Here is a 20,099-nt window from a genome sequence, read left to right on the forward strand (position 1 = left end):
GGTTGGCCCATATTCTTAGGTAGTGGAGATCCCCTCGGTCACGCTCGCATCCGGTTTTTCGCTGCCGCTGGTCGGCCTCGGCACCTACGACATGCTCGGAATGCCCTGCGCGCATGCTGTTTCGCATGCGCTGGGCGCCGGGTACCGGCTGCTCGACACGGCCTCACGCTATTCCAATGAGCGCAGCGTCGGGATGGGGCTCGAGGAGTCGGGCATCGATCGTGCCGACGTCGTGGTGCAGACCAAACTCGGTGGTGGCGATCAGGGCTTCGACGAGGCGATCAACGCGGCCAAGGACAGTGCCCGCCGACTCGGCGTGGCCTACCTCGACGTCTATCTGATCCACTGGCCGTGCCCGAGTCTCGGCGCGATGGTCGAGTCGTGGAAGGCATTGTTGACCCTGGCCGAGGAGGGATTCATCAGGGTGCCGGGCGTCTCGAACTTCAAGGCCCATCATTTGCAGGCACTCTACGACGAGACGGGGAAGTGGCCGGAGCTCAACCAGATTCAGTGCTCACCCGCGCTGGCGCGCGATGATCTGCGAGAGTTCATGCAGCGCAATGGAATCCATGCGCAGGCCTGGCATCCGACCGGCCGTAAGGATGGTATGCTCGCCGACGCCGTCGTCATCCGGCTGGCCCGCAAGTACGGCAAGTCGCCCACCCAGATCGCGCTGCGTTGGTCGGTGCAGCAGGGCATCGGTGTGGTGCCCAAATCGGCACACCAGGGACGCCAGCTCGAGAACGCCGACCTGTTCGATTTCGAATTGACCGAGGCCGACATGGCCGACCTCGCGAGCCTGGATCGCGGTGAGAAGGCAGCCCGCGACTCGGATGTGGAAGAAGAATTCTGACCCGGTGGCCGCGTGAATTCTCAGCGCCATGACCTAGGGTGATGGCCGTGGTAGACCAGAGTTCCGACGAGCCGAAGCACACGCATGACGAGTTCGCGACGCGTCATGCGCCGATGCCGCCGGAACTGCCCCTCGACGACGGGGAGGCCTCCACCGACGTCCCGCTGATGACACAGATCATCCGGTTCGTCATCACCGGCGCCGGGTCGGGTGTGATCGACTTCGGTCTCACCGCAGTGTTGCAGTATGTGGCGGGATTGCCGGCCGGCCTGGCCAAGGCGATCGGCTTCATCTGTGGCACCACCACCGCGTATTACTTCAACAGGCGGTGGACCTTCCGCGCCGAGCCGAGCATGGCACGGTTCATCGCGGTCGCCGTCCTCTACTGCGTCACCTTCTTCGTCAACGTCGGTGTCTACGTGTGGCTGTCGCGTCTGTGGCCGCACGAGCTGATGTACAGCCTCATCGCGTACGTCATCGCGCAGGGCTTGGCGACGATCATCAACTTCGTGGTCCAGCGGGCCGTCATCTTCAAGATTCGGTAGCGACGGTGTCACTCGGCCGACGCGGGGGACGATCGAGCGGCGGATCGATGCGGACCGCGGTGGTCGTCGGCTCGGGGCCGAACGGGTTGGCCGCTGCGGTGCGGTTGGCCCAGGCCGGGGTGGCGGTGACCGTGTACGAGGCCGCCGACGAGATCGGTGGCGGGACGCGATCGAGTGAACTGATGGTGCCCGGCGTCCTGCATGATCACTGCTCGGCATTCCATCCGCTGGGGGTCACGTCACCTTTTCTGGCGTCCTTGCCGCTGCACCGGCACGGATTGCGGTGGCGGTGGCCGGAGATCGACTGTGCGCATCCCCTCGACGACGGCACCGCAGCGCTGTTGTACCGCGACATCGATGAGACGGCCGACGGCCTCGGTGTCGACGGTCCGCGCTGGAAGGGCTTGTTCGGGCCGCTCGCGGCACGATTCGACGCCATCGGTACCGACATCCTGCGGCCGTTCGCCCACGTGCCCCGACATCCGATCATGCTGACCCGATTCGGTGTGCGTGCCCTCGCCCCGGCGACGATGCTGGCGCGGATGATGCGGACACCGGGCGCGCGGGCGCTGTTCACCGGGATGGCCGCGCACGGGTTCACCCGACTGGACCGGCCGGGTTCCTCGGCGGCCGGGGTGATGCTGGTCGCGGCGGGGCATCACGCCGGATGGCCGGTGGCCGAAGGCGGGTCGGCGGCCATCGCATCGGCCATGGCCGCTCTACTGGCCGAACTCGGGGGCGAGGTGGTGACGGGCCGGCGAATCGACCGTTACCGCGACGTCGCCGACGCCGACATCGTGATCCTGGACACGGCGCCGGAGTTCGCGGCGGATCTGCTGGGCACCGCCATTCCGCCTCGCCTCGGCCGCGCGTTGCGGGCGATCGAGCATCCGACCGCAGCCTTCAAGGTCGACTATGTGATCGACGGCGAGGTGGGGTGGACGGCGCCCGGCTGTGACCGGGCGGGCACCGTCCACGTCGGCGGCACGTCCGCGCAGATCGCCGACGCCGAGCGGGCCGTGCTGACCGGGCGGATGCCGCAGCGTCCCTTCGTTCTGGTGGGACAGCAGTGGCTGGCCGACCCGGGTCGCGCCGCGGGTTCGCTGCGTCCGCTCTGGGCGTATGCGCATGTGCCCAATGGATTCGACGGCCCGGTCACCGAGCTGGTGACCGCGCAGATCGAGCGATTCGCGCCGGGTTTCGCCGACCGCGTCGTCGACGTCCGGGCGCGAACCCCGGGTGAACTCGAGATGGACAATCCGAACTATGTGCGCGGTGACATCGGCGGCGGACCCAATGACCTGCTGCACTTGATCGCACGGCCACGGCCGACGACGACGCCGTACGCCACCGGTGTCGCCGGGGTGTACCTGTGTTCCTCGGCGACGCCGCCCGGAGGTGGCGTGCACGGAATGTGTGGATTTCACGCTGCCGAAACGGCACTGGATCACTTGACTACGCGCGCGTGATTTCCGGCTGGCAGGTCGCTGTGAGCTAGTCTCGACGGGAATCGGGCCGCAACATCGACATCGGTCCGCGCGATAGCAGAGGTGTGATGCAGGAAGAAGCCCTGGTATTGGTCCAGCGAACATTGTTCGCCGGCCCCAATCCCCGTGTGGTCCCGGGAATGTACGTCGACGCCAACATGGCGATGGTGCGCCCGGACCGGACCGAGGTCCGGATGGAGCCGGGTGCCATCCTGAGTACGAATACGTATTTCGGGCGATTTGCCGCGAGTTATTGGCAGCGATATACCGCCATTGATTCCGTGCGGCTCGAGTTCGACCATCGCGTCGCCGAGGGCGGGTGTCTGCGTGTCGAGGTCAACGCCTCGGATGCGGGTGGCCGTCGGCGCCCCGTGGACGTCATCGAGGTCACCGGCAATGGCCGGGCGACGGTCGATGTCGAGGTCCGACGATTCCTCGACGGAGGCGCGATCTGGTTTGACGCCACAGCGATTGGTGGCGCAGCGAGCGTGTCGAACGTGACGTGGTCGGTGACCCGTCCGGAACGCAACCGCGCCATTTCGGTGGTGATATGTACACACAACCGCCCAGCCGACGCCATCTCGACGCTGCTGACCTTGGCGGGTGATCCCGTCGCACTGGGACTCATCGACGCGGTGTACGTGGTGGACCAGGGAACGCAGCGTGTTGACTCGCATGAACAGTTCCCGTTGGTCAAAGATGCGCTCGGACCACGCCTGCAGTACTTGATCCAGCCGAATCTGGGCGGTGCAGGGGGATTCAACCGAGGTTTGCACGAACTCACCAAGAACGGGTCATGTGACACCGACATCGTGGTGATGGACGACGACATCCTGTGCGAGCCGGAGTCGGTGGTGCGTCTGTCGGCGATGGCCAACAACGCAACTCGTCCGGTCCTGGTCGGCTCGCAGATGCTGCTGTTGTCGGAGACCTACCGAGTGCACATGACCAGCGAGTGGGAAGCCCTCGATCAGCTGAAGGCCGGTCGCCCGGGGCCGCGTGGCAAGGCCGGGCTGAACGCGCTCGAGAAGCAGCAGGACCCGCGCACCGATGCCGGCTGGAATGGTTGGTGGACATGCCTTCTCCCCGCTGAGGCGGTGGTGGAGGCGGGATTGTCGCTGCCGCTGTTCTTCCAATGGGACGACATCGAGTTCGGAATCCGTGCCCGCAAGGCCGGGTTCCCCACCATCACCCTGCCCAACGCCGGTGTGTGGCATGCCGATTTCCATCTGAAGGATTACGACGACTGGTCGCGGTATTTCAGTTGGCGCAATGCCCTGATCGTCGCGGCGATTCATGATCGATTCGATCCGAAGACCGTGAGTGCTGTTGTCGCGCGGGAGATCACGAGTCACATCGTCTCCATGCAGTACGGGCTGGCCGAGACGTTCCTCCTGGCGGTACGCGATTTTCTCTCTGGCCCAACGATTCTGGCCGACGGTGGACGCAGCAAACTCGCCGAGCTCGCGGAGCTGCGCTCGCATTACCCCGACACGGTGCGGCGCGAGGCCACTGAAGCGTTGGCCGACGATCCGCGGATCGTGATGCGCGGCCCGGAACCGAAGGAGGACAAACTCGATCAGGTGCTCGCCAAGCGCGTGGTCAAGCAGTTCCTCGGTCGGGTGGCGCCGGGGAAGGTGGCCATCTCGGCGCACGATGCGCGGTGGTGGCACGTCGGGTTGTTCAGTGAGGCCGTCGTCACCGATGCGTCGCAGACCGGGGTTCGGGTGCGTCGCCGTGACAAAGACATCGCTGTCCGGCAGGGCCGCGAGTTGGCGCGCCTGTCGTGGATATTGCGACGACGGGCGCCGGAGATCGCGCAGCAGTGGCGTGACGCCGTGCCGCGACTCACGAGCCATGAGAACTGGCAGCGACTCTTCGACGGTGACTGATCGGGCGGTGACTGATCGGGCGGTGACTGGTCGCCGGTGGCTACTCGGTGCGTCGCTGGCCGTCGGGCTTCTCGGGGTCGTTCTCTCCGCGTCCGGGTCGTGGCGTCCGTCGTTCTGGTACGACGAGGCGGCCACGGTGTCCGCGATCGATCGTAGCTATCCGCAACTGCTGTCGCTGGTCCATCACACCGACGGGGTGCACGCTGCCTACTACATGGTGACGAAGGCGTGGGCGTCGGTGTTCGGGATCTCCGAATTCTCACTGCGGTTCCCGTCGGCGATGGCGATCGGGGGCGCATCGGCCCTGTTGGTGGTACTCGGAAATCGGTTGTGGAGCACCTGGTTCGGCGTCCTCGCCGCGCTCGCACTTCTCACCGTCCCACGAATCACGTGGGCCGGTATGGAGGCGAGATCGTATGCGGGAACCGTCTTTCTGTCGATCGCGTTGTGCCTCGTGCTGTTGTACGCACTTGATCGCGGACGATGGTGGTGGGTGGCGTATGGGTTCGTCGCGGGGATTGCCGGGATCTGGTTTCTGCTTTCGCTGACACTTGTTGTCGCGCACCTGATGTATGTGCTGCTGACCAAACGCTCGGCATGGCCGTGGTTGTTCGCGACGGCGGTCGGCGTGGCGATCGTCTTGTCGCCCTTCGTTTGGTGGGTGAGCGGGCAGCGCGCGCAGATCGATTGGATTCCGGATACCACGGACCGGACCGTTGCGGTCTATGCCCTATGGGAGTTTTTCGACGGGTCATGGCCCTTCGCGGTGACGGCGCTGCTTGTCGTGGTGGTGGGTGTGGTTGCGTCGATGATGTCCTGGACGCACGAGGGACATCGGGTGCTGGTTCTGTCGCTGTGCTGGCTCGTCGTGCCCGCGGGCCTCGTGTGGCTGATCTCGGTCATCGGGGAGCCGCTGTACACGCCGCGGTACCTGGCGTTCACGACGCCGGGAGTGGCGTTGCTACTGGCATGGTCGGCCATGCACATCGCCCGGGAAAGCCGTTGGATCTCCCTGCTCGTCGTGCTGATCCCGGCGGTGGCTGCAGCACCGGGATATGTGGCGGGCCGTGGCACCTACGGCCACATGGGTGGCAGCGATTTCTCCGCGGTTGCCGACTACATCGGCGAGCACGCGCAACCCGGTGCCTGTGTGGCGTTCGACTCGGCCCCCTCCTGGAGTCCGGTGTCGCAGCGCGTGGTGATGTCGGCCAGACCTGCCGACTTCGTCGGCCTCCGTGATCTCGGTCCGGCCGTCGACGCGGCACGGGCCGGTCGGCTGTGGGATGTCGACCAGCCCGTCACCGCCTACCGGGCATTCGCGGAGTCGTGCGAGGTGATGTGGGTGATCACCGATGGTGAGCGTGACGTGCCGTTCGTCGAATTGCCGGGCGGCACGCTGAATTGGTACTTCGAGCCGTTCCACTTCACCGGTACGCCCCTGTATCGCGAGTTGTCGAAGGCGGGTCTGCACATCACCGACCGCACCGAATTCTGTCATTCGCAGGTGGTCCGGATGCAGAGCTCTGGATAGTGGACGCGCCGATCGCGTTGCGGCTCAGCGGTTGAACTTGTCGATGACGTTGTCGGCGTACCAGTTGAGATGGTCGATTTTCGTCTGCAGTGGTTCGGTGTCCTGGCCGACGACGTAGGGCAGCCGGAATCCGACGATCACATCGGTGATCCCCTTGTCCTCCAGCTTCTTCACCCCGTCGACGGTGTAGGCGTCCAGAGAGATGACGTGAATCTCGAAGGGGTCGTTCGTTCTTCCTTCGGCCCTGCGGAGGTCGGCGATCCGCTCGAGCAGGGCGTCGAGTTCCTCGGCCGGTCCGCCGCCGTGCATCCAGCCGTCGCCGCGGATCACTGCCCGGCGCAGCGCCGGCTCGGCGTGACCGCCGACGAGCAGCGGAATGGGTTCGGTGGGGGTCGGTGCCATCTTGATCGTGGGGATGTCGTAGAACTCGCCGTGGAACTCGAAGTACCCGCCGGAGGTCAGTCCGCGGATGATGTCCATACACTCGTCCATCCGCTTGCCGCGGCGACGGAAATCCACACCCATGATCTCGTAGTCCTCCGGCCACGGACTGGTGCCGACGCCGAGCGCGAGGCGGTTGCCTGTCAGGTAGGCCACCGACGCGGCCTGCTTGGCCACGAGCACAGGCGGACGCACCGGAAGCTTGAGGACGAACGGGGTGAAGCGGATGGTCGAGGTGACCGCGCCGAGTGCCGCCGCCTGGATGAAGGTCTCGATGAACGCCTTGTCCTCGAGGAACTCCCGATTGCCGTCGGGAGTGTAGGGATAGGTTGCGTCCGATTCCTCGGGGTAGGCGAGGGAATCGGGAATGGTGAATCCTGCATACCCGGCCTTCTCCGCAGCCTGCGCGAGTGGCGCGTAGTAGGCCGGGTCGGTCATCGCCTCGGCGAAGGTGAAACGCATCGGTGTGCCCCTTTGGTACTCGTAGACCAGCCCACTCAGGGTAGAACACGTTCTAGTTTTGTGGTTGCATCTGGGGAGAATCCGATGGTCCGTGGGCTGCCGGCCCGCGAGTATCCGGGAAGCGACCGGCAGTTGGTAAGTCAGTCAGAGTCCGGCCGGACGAACCGCTCACGACGGCCGAGGCGCTGCAACCGCAGCCACTCGGCGAAGCCCTTGACGTCGTGCTGCTGCACCAGGAAGTACCAGCCGAAGCGGGCGTACTCCTGGGGGAGGAGCTTGCGCATCCCCGGCTGGCTCATCAGATAGCCACGATTGCGGTAGGTGAAGAAGCGTTTGGTCGGGTTGTCCGGATACTGGGTGTGCATCCGCCCACCGAGGATCGGCCGGAACTCGTCGGTGCCGTAGGGATGCAGGTATGCGGTGCTCAGGCAGGTGCCGAAGGCCAGACCCGATCGCTGCAACCGACGGTGCATCTCCACCTCGTCGCCGCGGAAGAACAACCGTAGGTCCGGCACGCCGATCATCTCCAGCGTCGCCGCGCGGAACAGTGCGCCGTTGAACAGCGACGCGATCCCGGGCAGCAGGTCGCCGTCGGGGTTGCCGGGTTCGAACAACTCGGATCGCTTGCGCCGCCACACGACTCCCCGGCGCAACGGGAACGCGAGAGTCTCCGGGTCGTTGATGTTGGCGACCACCGGGGAGACCTCGGCGAGATCGTGCGTGATCGCACAGTCCATCAGCGTCGCGAGAACCTCACTGCCCTCGGGCCGGCCGTCGTCGTCGGCGCACCAGACCCAATCGGCACCGAGTGCCAGGGCATGCAGCATGCCGAGGGCGAATCCGCCTGCGCCGCCGAGGTTTCGCCTCGATCCGAGATAGGTTGTCGGAACCGGCTGTGCGGCAACAAGGTCGGCGACGACAGCCTCGTCGGCATTGTCGACGACGACGATGTGGTCGACCGGACGTGACTGCGTGGCCAGGACTTTCAGTGACGCCGCCAACAGCTCCGCGCGACGGTGGGTGACCACCACCGCCACCACGGTGTCGGTGCTCATGTCGGCGTGTCCCCGTCGGTGCCCTCGCCGGCAGCCTCGTCGCGCTTCATCCCGGCCAGCACCTCACGCACATGCGCGGCAGCGTCGGGACCCTCGTAGGCGCCGACCACCTCTTCGATTCCGCCGTCCATCCGGACTTCGCCGTGATCGATCCACAGCGCACGATCGCAGAGCTGGGCGAGGAACTCGTTGGAGTGGCTGGCGAACACCAGGATGCCGGACCGTTCGACCAGGGCCTGCAACCGGATTCGGGCCTTCTTCATGAATTCGGCGTCCACCGCGCCGATGCCCTCGTCGAGGATCAGGATCTCCGGATCGATGCTGGTGACCACGCCGAGGGCAAGTCGCACCCGCATACCCGTCGAGTAGGTTCGCAGCGGCATCTGCAGGTAGTCGCCGAGTTCGGAGAAGTCGGCGATCTCGTCGATCTTGCGCAGCATCGCCTTGCGTGTCAGTCCCAGGAACATGCCGCGGATGATGATGTTTTCGTAGCCGGAGATCTCCGGATCCATGCCGACGCCGAGGTCGAACACCGGGGCCACCCGTCCGGTCACCCGGCAGGCGCCACGCGTCGGCTCGTAGATCCCGGACAGCAGACGCAGCAATGTCGACTTGCCGGCACCGTTGTGGCCGACCAGACCGACGCGGTCACCGTGTTCGAGGTGCAGGTTGATGTTCTTCAGGGCCTCGACGACGATGACGTTCGAGTCGTTGGCGCCGATCACCCCGCCGGCCGCACCCATCACCGACTTCTTCAACGACCGGGTCTTCGCATCGAAGATCGGGAAATCCACACACGCATCCCACGTGTCCACGCGTACCGAACTGGTATTACTCATCGCCCAATCACACCCAATACGCCACGCGGGCCCGGTAGTTACGCATGACCGCCAACGCGGCGAGCCACCCGATCGCGGTGCAGCCGATGACGATCGCCCAGTGATAGAACGCCACCGACTGGCCGAGCAGGGGCCCCCGCGCGATGTCGAGGTAGTGATACATCGGGTTCAGTTCCACCAGCCGCAGGCGCGGATTCTCCCCGCCGACCTGGCTCAGGCTCTGCGTCGTCCAGATAATCGGTGTCATGAAGAACACCAACTGCACCGCCGTCGTCAGCAACTGCCCGATGTCACGGAACCGGGTGGAGAGAATGCCGAATACGATCGACACCCACACGCCGTTGATGACGTACAGGATGATCGCCGGAATCACCAGTACCACAGTCCAATTGATCGGCTGCGGGAAGACGATCAGGATCACGATGTAGATCACGATGTTGTGGGCGAAGATGATCAGCTGCCGCCACACCATCCGGTAGACGTGCACGCTCACCGGCGCGGGCAGCTGCTTGATCAGGCCTTCGTTCTTGGCGAAGACCTCCGCCCCCTCGAGGATGGAGTTCTGGATGAAGTTCCAGAAGATGAACCCGAGCGTGACGTACGGCAGGAAGGTCTTGATGTCCATGTGGAAGAGCTCGCCGTAGAGCAAGCCCATCGCCACGGCGGTCACGCCGGTGGCGATGGTGATCCACAGGGGGCCCAGCACCGAGCGGCGATACCGCTGTTTGATGTCCTGCCACCCCAGATGCAGCCACAGCTCCCGCGACCGTATGCCTTCGGCCAGGTCGCCGAAGGCCCGGCTCATCGACCGAGATCCCGCGCCCGGCGGGGGCGGTGGCACCTGCCCCTCGATCACTTCCGCTGACACGAGGCTTGAGCATACAGAGCGCTCATGTGGTCACCCGGCACAGAGGTTCTCGGGGGAGCTGCCGAGGTGCCCTACAGGTACTGCCCGGTACTTCCGTGTCCGCTCCCCGAAGCCGGCATCATTCCCGGCGGCAATGCGCCCTGCCGCATCTGCTCGAGCTGCGCCCGGGCGGCCATCTGTTGGGCGAACAGTGCGGTCTGGATGCCGTGGAAGAGGCCTTCGAGCCAGCCGACGAGCTGTGCCTGGGCGATGCGGAGTTCGGCGTCCGAAGGGGTGGTGTCGTCGGTGAAGGGCAGCGCCAGACGTTCGAGTTCCTCACGCAGCTCCGGCGCCAACCCGTCCTCGAGTTCGCGGATCGACGACGCGTGGATCTCGCGGAGCCGGTTGCGGCTCGCCTCGTCGAGAGGTGCCGCCCGCACCTCCTCGAGCAGCTGCTTGATCATGGTGCCGATGCGCATCACCTTCGCGGGCTGCTCCACCATGTCGGCGACGCTCGTGCCGTCGTCCGACGACTCGGCGGAGGCGGCGGCGGTGCCCAGGGGGGCGTCCGCACCCACCACCACGATGGAATCGTTGCCGGGTTCGGACGCGCCGTCGTGATCGGGACTACCGAAGGGGCTCGCAGGTGTGCCGTCGATGACCATGCCCCCATTGTGCCCAAGCCGTCGACGGGTCGGGGCGATACCCGCGGCGATACCTCGCTGAGACGCGATGACGCCCGTCTATGGTGGGGCCCATGGCCTTCGATGTCGCCCATGCGCGCGGACTGTTCCCGTCGCTCGGTGACGGCTGGATCCGTCTTGATCCGCAGGCCGGCATGGTGATCCCGGATTCGGTCGCCAGTGCGGTGTCGACCGGATTTCGCCAGCTCGGAGCGGCGCCGTCGGGGCGATATCCCGCCGCCCGCGCCACCGCCGACGCCCTCGACGGTGCGCGTCGGGCGATCGCCGACATGGTGGCCGCGCAGGCCTCCGGGGTGGTCCTCGGCCCGTCCCGGTCGCTGTTGCTGTGGACGCTGGCCGAGGCGATCAAACCCAACACGTGGCTGTCAGGCAATGTCGTCGTCAGCCGCCAGGACGACGAGCCGAACATCCTGCCGTGGGTGCGCGCCCTCGGTCGGGTGGGTGGCCAGCTGCGCTGGGCGGAGATCGACGTCGAGACCGGCGAACTGCCCACCTGGCAGTACGACGACCTCATCGACGATCGCACCGCCGTCGTCGCCGTCCCGTTGGCGTCGTCGACGTTGGGCACTCTCACCGACGTCGCCGACATCGCCAAACGCACGAGGGCGGTCGGTGCCAGGCTGGTCGTCGACGCCACCAGCGCCGCGCCCTACGTGCCCCTCGACATCACCGAACTCGGTGCCGACGTGTTGGTGGTGTCGGCCGAACGGTGGGGCGGTCCGCGGGTGGCGGCGATGGTGTTCGCCGACCCGCGGGCGATGGACAACCTCTCGTCACTCTCGTCCAATCCCCATGCCGTCGGACCCGAACGTCTCGAGGTGGGCGAACACCAGGGTGCGTTGCTCGCAGGTCTGGTGGCGTCGGTGGAGCATCTGGCCGCCCTGGACCCCGATGCGTTCGGTAAACGCCGACGACGCGTCGTCGCGGCCCTCGACGGCGTGTCGGAGTACCTGCAACGGCTCGGGTTCTATCTGGTGACCACACTCGACCAGCTCAATCACGTCTCGGTCATCGGCAAGAGCGACAACCGCGTCCCGCTCGTCAGCTTCGCCGTCGACGGGGTCGGTGCCGACACCGTGGTCCGTCGGCTCGCCGACAACGGGATCTGCGCGTTGGCCGACCTTCCCAGCCGGGCGCTGACCCGGATGGGTGCCGGCGACTTCGGCGGTGCGGTCACCGTGGGCCTCGGGCCGTACTCCACCCCGTACGAAGTGGATCATCTGGTCAGGACACTCGGCTCCCTCGCCTGAATTGCCACGGTGCGCGACGGGTTGTCGGTCGGACGACCCACACCGTTTCGTAATTTGACGCACACCGCACTATCTTCGACACAGTGAATATGCGGGAGCCCGAGTCGGGACGCGGCCACGCGTCCACAGGTGGTCCGTGCCGTCTCACCGAGAGCCAGCAGCAGGTCTGGCATAACTTCGTCGACGGTGGTTGGGCACTGATGGCTCAGGTGACCGCCGGGTTCGCCGCGGCAGGTTTCTCGGCGACCGACATGCGCCTGCTGGAGATCCTCGCGGTCCGCGACTCGATCGGTATCAGCGAACTGGCTGCCACCCTGCACGCCGGCGTCAGCACGGTGTCGCGCATCGTGAGTCGACTCATCGACGACGGAACCCTTGAGCGGGTGGCGTCGCAGGCCGACGCCCGGCACCGGCTGGTGCGGATCACCGAGGCCGGGCGGGTGGAACTCGACCGGCAGATGAGCGTGCGCGACGGTCTGATCAAACGGCTCGTCGTCGACGTGGTGGCACCCGAGCAGTACGAATCCATCGGTGATGCCTTCGAGCGGATCCGCAAGGCCTGCGACTGATTCTTCAGTCCGACACCCGCAGCAGGACCTTCCCGATCGACTCGCCGCTGTCGAGGCGCTGATGGGCGGCGTCGGCGTCGTCGAGTCCGAAGACGCTGTCGATGACGGGGACGACCTTTCCGGCCTCGATCAGCGGCCACGTCAGTTCGCGGGTGCGCGCGACCACATGTCCCTTGCCGTCGTTGCCGTCGACCGGTCGGGAACGCAACGTGGTGCCGATGACCGAGGCCCGCTTGGCCATCAGCGCTGCGATCGACAGTTCGGCCTTCGTTCCGCCCTGCATCCCGATGATCACCAGCCGCCCACCCGTTCGCAGCGCGGAAATGTTGCGCGCCAAGTATTTTGCGCCGACGATATCGAGGATGACGTCCGCGCCGCCCTGCTCGGAGATGATCTGGACGAAGTCCTGCTCGGCGTAGTTGATGGTGATGTCGGCGCCCAGCTCGCGGCAACGGTCGAGTTTGTCGGCGGTTCGCGCGGTCACTGCGACACGCGCGTCGAGCGCCCGCGCCAATTGGATCGCGTGCGTACCGATCCCGCTCGACCCGCCATGGATGAGCAGGAGTTCGCCGGGGACCAGGTGGGCGGCTTCGATGACGTTGGAGACGACGGTGCAGGCCACCTCCGGCAGAGCGGCGGCGTCGGCCACCGACACCCCGGCCGGGACCGGCAGGACCTGGGCGGCGGGCACGGCCACCTGCTCGGCGTAGCCGCCGCCGGCGAGCAACGCGCACACCTCGTCGCCGGGCGCCCAGCCGACGACATCGGAGCCGACCGCCCGGATGCGTCCGGACACCTCGAGCCCCAGGGTGTCGGGCGCCCCGGGTGGTGGTGGATAGAGGCCGCGTCGTTGCAGCACGTCGGCGCGGTTCACGCCGGCCGACACCACGTCGATGACCACCTCGTCGGAGCCGGCAACCGGATCGTCGATGGTGGCGATGCTCAGTTCGCCGGAGTCGGAGACGGTGACCGCGCGCATGAGTCGATGGTGGCACATCGGTGTTGGCCGGCAGCCCCGGACTGCGCGTCCGGTCGTTGACGCGGTGGCCCTCAGGTCGCGCGGTGCCTGCGCGTGCGCGCGGTCGTTGCACTGCGGGCGTGAGTGCGGACGTGTCGCGTGAGCGATTGCGCCCCAGCGGAATTCACGTTGGTAGTCGCCGTACCTGGGCCTTGTCTCGGCCCGGATCGCGGTGCTGGGGTCGGGAGCCGATTCGGTCCCCTTGTGACCACTCACGTACCCTTTTGCGCAGGGAAGCGTGGCAGAGCGGCCGAATGCACTCGCCTTGAAAGCGAGCGTGCCTAAACAGCACCGGGGGTTCAAATCCCTCCGCTTCCGCAGGTAGATGGGGGTTTCGGGGTGGTCTACGGACCTGCCCCGAGTCATTTCCCCACAACGCGTGGTCTATCACCCCCCCACTCGACCTGGGATTACGCGGTGGCAGTGAGCATGTTGGGGGCCCGTTCGAGTTCCCAGGTCTCGATCCCCGTCGCGGAGGCGACCGTGGATGCGGACAGACCCAGCTCGCGGCGAGGCGCGCGCTGTTCTTCCCTGCGACTGCGCCGTAGTTCGGCGCGGGACAGGTGGATTCGGCGACCCAGTGCCTGTTGCCAGGTAGGGGTGGGCGGTCACGAGCGCGCATCGCGGAGCCGTTCTCGGCCAGGTACTGATCCAAGTTGGGTATGCACTTGATGGTGGACGGCAGCACCGACACGGAGGAGGTCTGTGTGGTCACGTCCCGCGTATACCTCCAACGTCTTCAAGCCAATCGACCACCTGAGTGCGCGCCTCGGGTTCCAGCGCTTGCTCGTGGGGCCGCGCTCGTTCGAAACGATGAAAGTAGGTTCCGCGCACATCCCGTAGTTCGGTGTCGAGCGCCACGCGGAGGACTGCGAGTGCGCCGTCGTCGAGGGTGGATGACACAGGAAAGCCGCTGTCGAGAACCATCTGGGTGGGCATCTCGTGCGCAGGGTGGACGACGTTGACGGGCAGCCCCTGCGAGGCCAGTTCGAAGGCGGACATGATCAGCGTGAGCTTGCTGCGGCAGTACGCCTGCACCCCGTCGTACCCGGCCGCGAAGTTCAGATCGTTCAGGTCTACGGGTGCTTGTCCGACGCTGCCGACCTGGACGATCCTGCCCGATACAGAAAGGGAGTCGCTGAGTTCTCGTGCGATCAGGTGAGGCGTGACCGCGTTGACCGCCATGCGCAACTCAACTCCCGCGTCGTTGGTCTCGCGCACCGACGGGTCGATCCCGCCGCCGATTCCTGCGTTGTTGATCACGAGATCGAGCGCTCCAACCGCTGCGGCTTCGCTGCACATGCGGCGCACAGCGTCGTGGTCGGCGAGGTCGCATCCGAGCACGACGGGGCGAGGTGCGTTCATACGCTCGGCTGCATCGACTAGCGAGGCTGCCTGGTCTTCCCGCCTGACTGGTGCGATGAGGGTCCATCCGCGTCGTAGGAGGTCGAGCGCTATCTCGTGTCCCATGCCTCGGGTCGTGCCTGTCACCAACGCAAGATTCATAACTTGATTATCATCAAGAGTTTGATATTGATCAAGTCGCGTACGCTGATGCGGTGGCACTACGGATCGACGAGCGACTCGGATTCGACATCAAGGCGGCAGAGGTCGCACTGATGTCTGCGAAGTCCGATGGTCTGCGACATCTTGGGCTTACCGTTGCGCAGTACGCCGCTCTCCTGACTCTGCGGGAGCACCCGGGTATCAGCGGGGCTGGACTCGCTCGGGCTTGCCTGGTCACTCCTCAAGCGTCAGCGGCGACGTTGAAGACTTTGGAGGGCAAGGGGCTCGTTGAGCGAGCACGGGACGACTGGAGCCGCAACACCCTTACCTCGCGGCTCACCGACGAGGGAACGAAGCTCCTCGCGAAGGCTGACAAGGTAGCTGTGGGGGTGGAACAGCGAGTCTTTGATGCCCTCACCGCCCAGGAACGCCAAACACTGCGTCGACTCCTCGCCGCCTGTCGATCCGCAGCCTCTGAGACCTGAGCCTGGCGTGCTACTGAATCGGAAACGTCTGCCCGTACTCATCTGCGGTTCTGGGCATGGGGGACACCGCACTCGCGCCCACGCCCGACGAAATCCGTGACGAGGGTTCTTGCGGGCGTAGGTGCGCAGTTGCTAACGGACCTCCGCGTCCGGGTCGGCCGGCGTCTGCGCTAACGGCAGCTGCCGATAGGCTGAGCGGGAAAGCCCAACTACCTTGCACACCATACGTTCTGACATGTTCATCACGTCCTTGAGCATGTCGATGGCGGCGCGTTTGGCGGTTGGGCTCACCATTTTCCCTTGGCGATCTCCCGCAGTGCGTCCTTCTCCAACTCCGCATCGGCGAGCAGTCGCTTGAGCCGGCTGTTCTGCTCACGCAATTCCTTGAGCTCTTTGGCGGCATCAGCGTCCATGCCGCCGTACTGGCGGCGCCAGTTGCACAACGTCGCGGCCGACACCTCGAGGTCGGCGGCGATCTCCTCGCCGGTTTGTCTCTCCGTCGCCAACTCGTCGGCCCTGCGCGACTTGCGCACGATGTCCTCGGCGGAGTGACGCTTCCGTCCTGCCATGATCCCTATCGTCCCTTCGTGCGCTCATCAGGGCAATCAGGGCTCTAGAACTGCCTGGACCGGTTATCGGGGACCTGCCACTCGCCAGCCAGGAATTGGTCCACGGCAGTCAGACAGAGATCTGAACCGGCTTGATGGACCAGTAGTACAGCCCTGCGATGCCGAGCGCCGCACCGAATGCAGTAAGCGCCCGGCCGGAGATCGACCAGAAGTCGTTCGTCGGGCAAGCCTGTCCACCATGTCGCGCAGCTCGCTCGCGCCGAAGACTACGCGGCATCTGGTGGACGGTCAGTGTTCGTTGGTGCGATATTCATTGCGGGTCTTCTGTGATGGCGGTTGTGTGGGTCTCGATCCATGTGGTGATGGCGTCGAAGACGTCGATGCGCGGGTGGCGGTTGTTCATCAGCAGGGTGTCGTGTCCTAGGTTGCTGGTGAAGCCGTTGCGTCGGGAGATTTGGATGCGTTGTTTGTCGGTGGACGCGTAGCTATGAGCTAGTCGATCGCATGTTGTTGGCGGGCTCAACAGATCCCACCGACCAGGCATTGTCAGTAGCGGTGTTGTGACGGTAGCCAGGGTGGCCGCTGTATGACCGGCGACGCGTTCGATATCGCAGCTGGTGAACATGTCGTCAAGCTGATCTCGATACTCGTCTTCTGGGCCGAATCCGAGGATGTGGGTGGGCAGCGGGTCATTCCAGAACCGGGCGCGGGCGAGTTTCCGTAGCAGGCGTGAGCGCATCAGCGGCACATCGATGGCACTGCCGACAAGCACCACACCGGCAATGGTGTCGTGGGTGAGTGTGTGCTCACCAAGGGCACGCGAAATGATGGTGCCGCCGTAGGAATGGCCAATCCATACTGCCGGCGTCGCAGATTGCGCGCTGATGAAGCGCTGCGCTGATAGCAGATCCTTGTGCACCGCCTCGTTCCATCCGCGTCGCACACCTGGCGGAACATGTCGGCCTTGAGTCCCGCGGCGCTCGACGATCCACACGTCCTATCCACGGCTACGAAGGTGGTTCGCAAGTCCTGTTCCGTGAGTAGTCCAGTAGATGCGGCGGTTATCGCACATCCCCGGCACGAGGACAACCGGGATGCCCCCTCTCGCGGGAAGCCGTGATACCGGCACCTCAGCGCCATCACTGGCAGTGACAGTGTGTTCCAACAACTGCTCCGCGCATCTACTGGGCATCAGAAGTTTCCTTTCGTTTGGTCGTCAATGTCGTAGTTGGGGAGATGACCCAGGAATGCGTCTGGCTTGGTCGGGGTGCCGGCCAAACGCGTCTGCTGCATGCAGACGAGGTCTTTGCAAAGCGGGCGTCTGCAAGTTCACTCAGCGTTCGGATCAGACCGGCTCCTCGTATCGGAGAAGAAACAACACCCCGCGGCACCAGGTACCACGGGGTGTTGCCGTACGGGGTCGACTCAGCCGAGGTCGTCGCTGCGGACCTGTTGTGGAGCCGGTACGGCAGTCTTGCTGATTCCGCCGAGCATCTCGGCCAGATCGATACCGGTCGTCGATCGGATCGTCTCCAGTGCGCCCACGGCGCTCTTGGTGACCGACTGGGTGAGGCCATCGGTGTCGGAGCCGATGAGGGTGACCGAGGCTCCCGCCAGCGGCTTGGCCGCGGCCGCGACGATGTCGGGCATCTTGGTCAGGATCAGTTCGAGCTGACCGACGGTGTCCATCTCGGCCAGCGCCTTGGCACGGGCCTCGATGGCCTGCGCCTCGGCCTCACCGCGCAACCGGGTGGCCTCGGCATCGGCACGACCCCGCAGCTCGGTGCTCTGCGCGTCGGCTTGTGCAGCGGCGATCTTGGCCTTCTTCTGGGCCTCACCCTGCAGTTCGACGGTGCGGGCCTGTGCCTCGGCCTCGGCGATGCGCTGGGCTTTCTCGGCGGCGGCGTTCTGCTCGGTCTCGAAGCGACGGGCCTCGGCCGGGCGCTTGACCTCGGCGTCGAGCTGAGTCTGGCGCAGTTCGGCGGCCCTGGCGGCGACCTCGTTGTCCTTCTCGGTCTGGATCAGCCTGCGTTCGGCCTCGGCCAGGGGGCCGGCGGCATTGGCCTCGGCAGCGGCGCGCTCGGTGATCTTGCGGGCCTCCTGGCGTTCGACGTCGAGCTGGCGCTGCTGTTCGATCACGGCCTGCTGATTGGCGATACGTGCCTGCTCGGCCTCGCGCTCGGCCTGGGCCTTGGCGATGGCCGAAGCGCTCTCGGCGTTCGCCTGGGCGATGTGGGCGATCCGGGACTGTTCGGCGCGCTCGGCTGCTGCCAGGTCCTGGAAGTATCGGCCGTCGGCGTCGGAGACCTCGTTGATCGAGAACGAGTCCAGGGCCAGACCCTGGGTGCGCAGATTGGTCTTGATGGCCTCGGCGACCTGATCGATGAGCGCCTTGCGGTCGACCAGAATGGCCTTGGCCGTCATGGTGCCCACGATCGAGCGCAGTTCGCCCGAGAGCTGCTGGGTGACGAAGGACTTGATCTTGTTGGTGTCGTCGCGGAAGCGCTGACCCGCCTTGAGCACGTCCTCGGGCTCGTCGCCGACCTTGACGACCGCGGTGGCCGACACGGCCAGCTCGATGCCGTCGTTGGCCGGGGTCGAGGTGTTGAGGGTGGCCTGCACCGAGCTCAGTGAGACGCGGGTGGATCTCTGGACCACCGGCAGCACGAAGGTGCCGGTGCCGCGATAGACCTTGCCGGTCTGGCCCTTGCCGGTGCCGGTGACGACGAAGGCCTCGTCCGCACCGGGGACGCGATAGCGTGAGATCAGGGCGATGATCAGGACCACGAGTGCGGCGACGGCCACCCCGATGGTGACGATGATGCTGGACAACAGTGCTTCCTTCTGTGGGTTGTTATCTCGGAGTTGATTTCTCGGAGTTGATTTCTCGGACGGTTCGGCGCGATCGTTCCGTCACGGGTAGTGCTTCGGCAGAGGCGACGTCATCGCCTGCAAGTCGGTGTCAGAACCCCTCGTCTCGGCGATCGATCGACCAGAGCGACGTGGCGAACCAGATCTGGTCGTCGGGGTTCTTCGGCGACACCAGGTACGCGGTGTCACCCGGTCGCAGGGTCAGGCCGCGCGCGGTCATTTCGGGGTCCAGGCACACCGTGATCAGCTGCGAGCCGTTGGGTGTGATGGCCTCGGCCTGGCCCAGACGTTGCGGTGAGTCCAGACCGTCGACCATGCTGACCTTGTGCCCGGCCAACTCGGTGGTCTCGGATTCCTTGCCGGCGCGCAGCAACATCCGCAGCACCGGGTACATGAGGGCCATGGTGGCGGCCATCGCCGCCGCACCCACTGCCAAAGCTCCGATCGTCGGTGCCGTGTCCCCCAGGAGCATGAGTCCGCTCACGCCGGCGCCGATGGTGATGCCGGGGGTGAGCAGGCCGAGCAGGCCGACACCGGAATCCCCGATGTGGACATCGATGGGCCCCAGATCCAGACCGATGAGCGACAGCAGGCTCAGGCACAATCCGGTAGCGGCCACAATGAGCAGCAGCATGGTCAGGGGATCCATGTGCCCGGTTCTCCTCCCAGCGTTCCCGGCGTCTTTGGTTACGACGAGCCGTGCGGCGTCATCTGGTGGTCACGATAGATGGCGGAGCCGCGAGGGTCGGTCGATCGTTCGATACGGTTGGGGTGGGCCCGGTTCAGGGCAGGTCGTCGCCGGATTGCGCCTCGCTGTCGCGTCGGCGGTCCGCGTGCAGCGACTTGACGCGACGCTCCTCGCGCAGCACCTCGACGTGCTTGGTGCGTTCGGCTGCCAGCCAGTCGGGCATGTCGTCGAGGAGTGCGTTGATCTGGTCGGTGGTCAGCGCCTCGGTGATCTCGCCCCGGATCAGGCCGGAGTTCGAGATCCCGAGTTTGGCGGCGACGAGATTCTTCGGGTGCGGACCGTTGGCGCGCAGGTCGCGCAACCATTGCGGCGGGTCGGCCTGCAGTGCGGCCAGTTCCGCCCGCGTGATCGGGCCGGCGCGGAACTCCTCCGGCGTCGCCGGCAGGTAGACGTCAAGCTTCTTGGCGGCGGTGGCCGGTTTCATCGA

The 20,099-nt window shown here is 65.7% G+C and carries 20 protein-coding genes and 1 tRNA gene; 9 read left to right on the forward strand and 12 right to left on the reverse strand.

What is annotated here, in order from left to right; genetic code table 11:
* Nucleotides 1-22: 22 nt before the first annotated feature.
* The 5 genes from ACWETB_RS06805 (at nucleotide 23) to ACWETB_RS06825 (ending at nucleotide 6,308) form a co-directional block, all read left to right on the forward strand.
* Entirely contained in the window at nucleotides 23-853 is an 831-nt protein-coding gene (locus ACWETB_RS06805; protein WP_452210123.1) for an aldo/keto reductase, read from the forward strand.
* Between the two features lie 41 nt (nucleotides 854-894).
* On the forward strand, nucleotides 895-1,398 hold the full coding sequence (locus tag ACWETB_RS06810) for a GtrA family protein (protein ID WP_452210125.1): 504 nt from the start codon (nucleotides 895-897) through the stop codon (nucleotides 1,396-1,398).
* Between the two features lie 47 nt (nucleotides 1,399-1,445).
* Nucleotides 1,446-2,867, forward strand: a complete 1,422-nt coding sequence (locus ACWETB_RS06815) for a phytoene desaturase family protein (RefSeq protein WP_452210127.1) — start codon at nucleotides 1,446-1,448, stop codon at nucleotides 2,865-2,867.
* A gap of 86 nt (nucleotides 2,868-2,953) precedes the next feature.
* The gene (locus tag ACWETB_RS06820; protein WP_452210129.1) at nucleotides 2,954-4,777 is read left to right on the forward strand and encodes a glycosyltransferase; all 1,824 of its coding nucleotides are present in this window, start codon (nucleotides 2,954-2,956) and stop codon (nucleotides 4,775-4,777) included.
* 22 nt (nucleotides 4,778-4,799) lie between these two features.
* The gene (locus ACWETB_RS06825; RefSeq protein WP_452210131.1) at nucleotides 4,800-6,308 is read left to right on the forward strand and encodes a glycosyltransferase family 39 protein; all 1,509 of its coding nucleotides are present in this window, start codon (nucleotides 4,800-4,802) and stop codon (nucleotides 6,306-6,308) included.
* Nucleotides 6,309-6,332: 24 nt separating this feature from the next.
* Here ACWETB_RS06825 and ACWETB_RS06830 read toward each other — a convergent pair whose 3' ends face one another.
* The 5 genes from ACWETB_RS06830 to ACWETB_RS06850 form a co-directional block, all read right to left on the reverse strand.
* Entirely contained in the window at nucleotides 6,333-7,211 is an 879-nt protein-coding gene (locus ACWETB_RS06830; RefSeq protein ID WP_452210133.1) for a TIGR03619 family F420-dependent LLM class oxidoreductase, read from the reverse strand.
* Nucleotides 7,212-7,351: 140 nt separating this feature from the next.
* Nucleotides 7,352-8,266, reverse strand: a complete 915-nt coding sequence (gene glfT1, locus ACWETB_RS06835) for a galactofuranosyltransferase GlfT1 (RefSeq protein WP_449742612.1) — start codon at nucleotides 8,264-8,266, stop codon at nucleotides 7,352-7,354.
* Complete coding sequence (gene wzt, locus ACWETB_RS06840; protein ID WP_449742613.1) at nucleotides 8,263-9,105, reverse strand: galactan export ABC transporter ATP-binding subunit Wzt/RfbE; 843 nt, start codon at nucleotides 9,103-9,105, stop codon at nucleotides 8,263-8,265. The genes glfT1 and wzt overlap by 4 nt, the downstream gene beginning before the upstream one ends.
* A gap of 7 nt (nucleotides 9,106-9,112) precedes the next feature.
* Nucleotides 9,113-9,973: a galactan export ABC transporter permease subunit Wzm/RfbD gene (gene wzm, locus ACWETB_RS06845; RefSeq protein ID WP_449742614.1), complete on the reverse strand. Its 861-nt coding sequence runs from the start codon at nucleotides 9,971-9,973 to the stop codon at nucleotides 9,113-9,115.
* A 71-nt stretch (nucleotides 9,974-10,044) separates the two neighbouring features.
* Nucleotides 10,045-10,617: a bacterial proteasome activator family protein gene (locus tag ACWETB_RS06850; RefSeq protein WP_452210135.1), complete on the reverse strand. Its 573-nt coding sequence runs from the start codon at nucleotides 10,615-10,617 to the stop codon at nucleotides 10,045-10,047.
* Between the two features lie 92 nt (nucleotides 10,618-10,709).
* Between ACWETB_RS06850 and ACWETB_RS06855 the strand changes: the two genes are divergently transcribed.
* Nucleotides 10,710-11,906 carry an aminotransferase class V-fold PLP-dependent enzyme gene (locus ACWETB_RS06855; RefSeq protein WP_452210137.1) on the forward strand — a complete coding sequence of 399 codons (1,197 nt, stop codon included), beginning with the start codon at nucleotides 10,710-10,712 and terminating at the stop codon, nucleotides 11,904-11,906.
* Nucleotides 11,907-11,995: 89 nt separating this feature from the next.
* A complete protein-coding gene (locus ACWETB_RS06860) occupies nucleotides 11,996-12,475 on the forward strand; it encodes a MarR family winged helix-turn-helix transcriptional regulator (RefSeq protein WP_449742734.1) in 480 nt (159 codons plus the stop codon).
* A gap of 4 nt (nucleotides 12,476-12,479) precedes the next feature.
* Here the strand turns inward: ACWETB_RS06860 and ACWETB_RS06865 are convergent, their stop codons facing one another.
* Nucleotides 12,480-13,454: an NAD(P)H-quinone oxidoreductase gene (locus ACWETB_RS06865; RefSeq protein ID WP_452210139.1), complete on the reverse strand. Its 975-nt coding sequence runs from the start codon at nucleotides 13,452-13,454 to the stop codon at nucleotides 12,480-12,482.
* Nucleotides 13,455-13,725: 271 nt separating this feature from the next.
* Between ACWETB_RS06865 and ACWETB_RS06870 the strand changes: the two genes are divergently transcribed.
* Nucleotides 13,726-13,811 (forward strand) — tRNA-Ser (locus tag ACWETB_RS06870).
* A gap of 393 nt (nucleotides 13,812-14,204) precedes the next feature.
* On the opposite strand, the gene ACWETB_RS06875 is transcribed toward ACWETB_RS06870, so the two are convergent.
* On the reverse strand, nucleotides 14,205-14,999 hold the full coding sequence (locus ACWETB_RS06875; protein ID WP_452210141.1) for an SDR family NAD(P)-dependent oxidoreductase: 795 nt from the start codon (nucleotides 14,997-14,999) through the stop codon (nucleotides 14,205-14,207).
* A gap of 53 nt (nucleotides 15,000-15,052) precedes the next feature.
* Here ACWETB_RS06875 and ACWETB_RS06880 point away from each other — a divergent pair, with 53 nt between their 5' ends.
* Nucleotides 15,053-15,484: a MarR family winged helix-turn-helix transcriptional regulator gene (locus ACWETB_RS06880; RefSeq protein WP_452210143.1), complete on the forward strand. Its 432-nt coding sequence runs from the start codon at nucleotides 15,053-15,055 to the stop codon at nucleotides 15,482-15,484.
* Between the two features lie 287 nt (nucleotides 15,485-15,771).
* On the opposite strand, the gene ACWETB_RS06885 is transcribed toward ACWETB_RS06880, so the two are convergent.
* The 5 genes from ACWETB_RS06885 to ACWETB_RS06905 form a co-directional block, all read right to left on the reverse strand.
* Nucleotides 15,772-16,053 (reverse strand): transposase, encoded by a 282-nt coding sequence (locus tag ACWETB_RS06885; RefSeq protein ID WP_452210145.1) that lies wholly within the window; start codon nucleotides 16,051-16,053, stop codon nucleotides 15,772-15,774.
* A 310-nt stretch (nucleotides 16,054-16,363) separates the two neighbouring features.
* Nucleotides 16,364-17,047 carry an alpha/beta hydrolase gene (locus ACWETB_RS06890; protein WP_452210147.1) on the reverse strand — a complete coding sequence of 228 codons (684 nt, stop codon included), beginning with the start codon at nucleotides 17,045-17,047 and terminating at the stop codon, nucleotides 16,364-16,366.
* A gap of 431 nt (nucleotides 17,048-17,478) precedes the next feature.
* A complete protein-coding gene (locus tag ACWETB_RS06895; protein WP_452210149.1) occupies nucleotides 17,479-18,885 on the reverse strand; it encodes a flotillin family protein in 1,407 nt (468 codons plus the stop codon).
* Between the two features lie 130 nt (nucleotides 18,886-19,015).
* Nucleotides 19,016-19,573: a hypothetical protein gene (locus ACWETB_RS06900; protein ID WP_452210151.1), complete on the reverse strand. Its 558-nt coding sequence runs from the start codon at nucleotides 19,571-19,573 to the stop codon at nucleotides 19,016-19,018.
* Between the two features lie 133 nt (nucleotides 19,574-19,706).
* Nucleotides 19,707-20,096 (reverse strand): DUF5997 family protein, encoded by a 390-nt coding sequence (locus tag ACWETB_RS06905; protein ID WP_452210320.1) that lies wholly within the window; start codon nucleotides 20,094-20,096, stop codon nucleotides 19,707-19,709.
* Between the last annotated feature and the right edge of the window lie 3 nt (nucleotides 20,097-20,099).

This window comes from Gordonia sp. NPDC003950 (assembly GCF_053605205.1).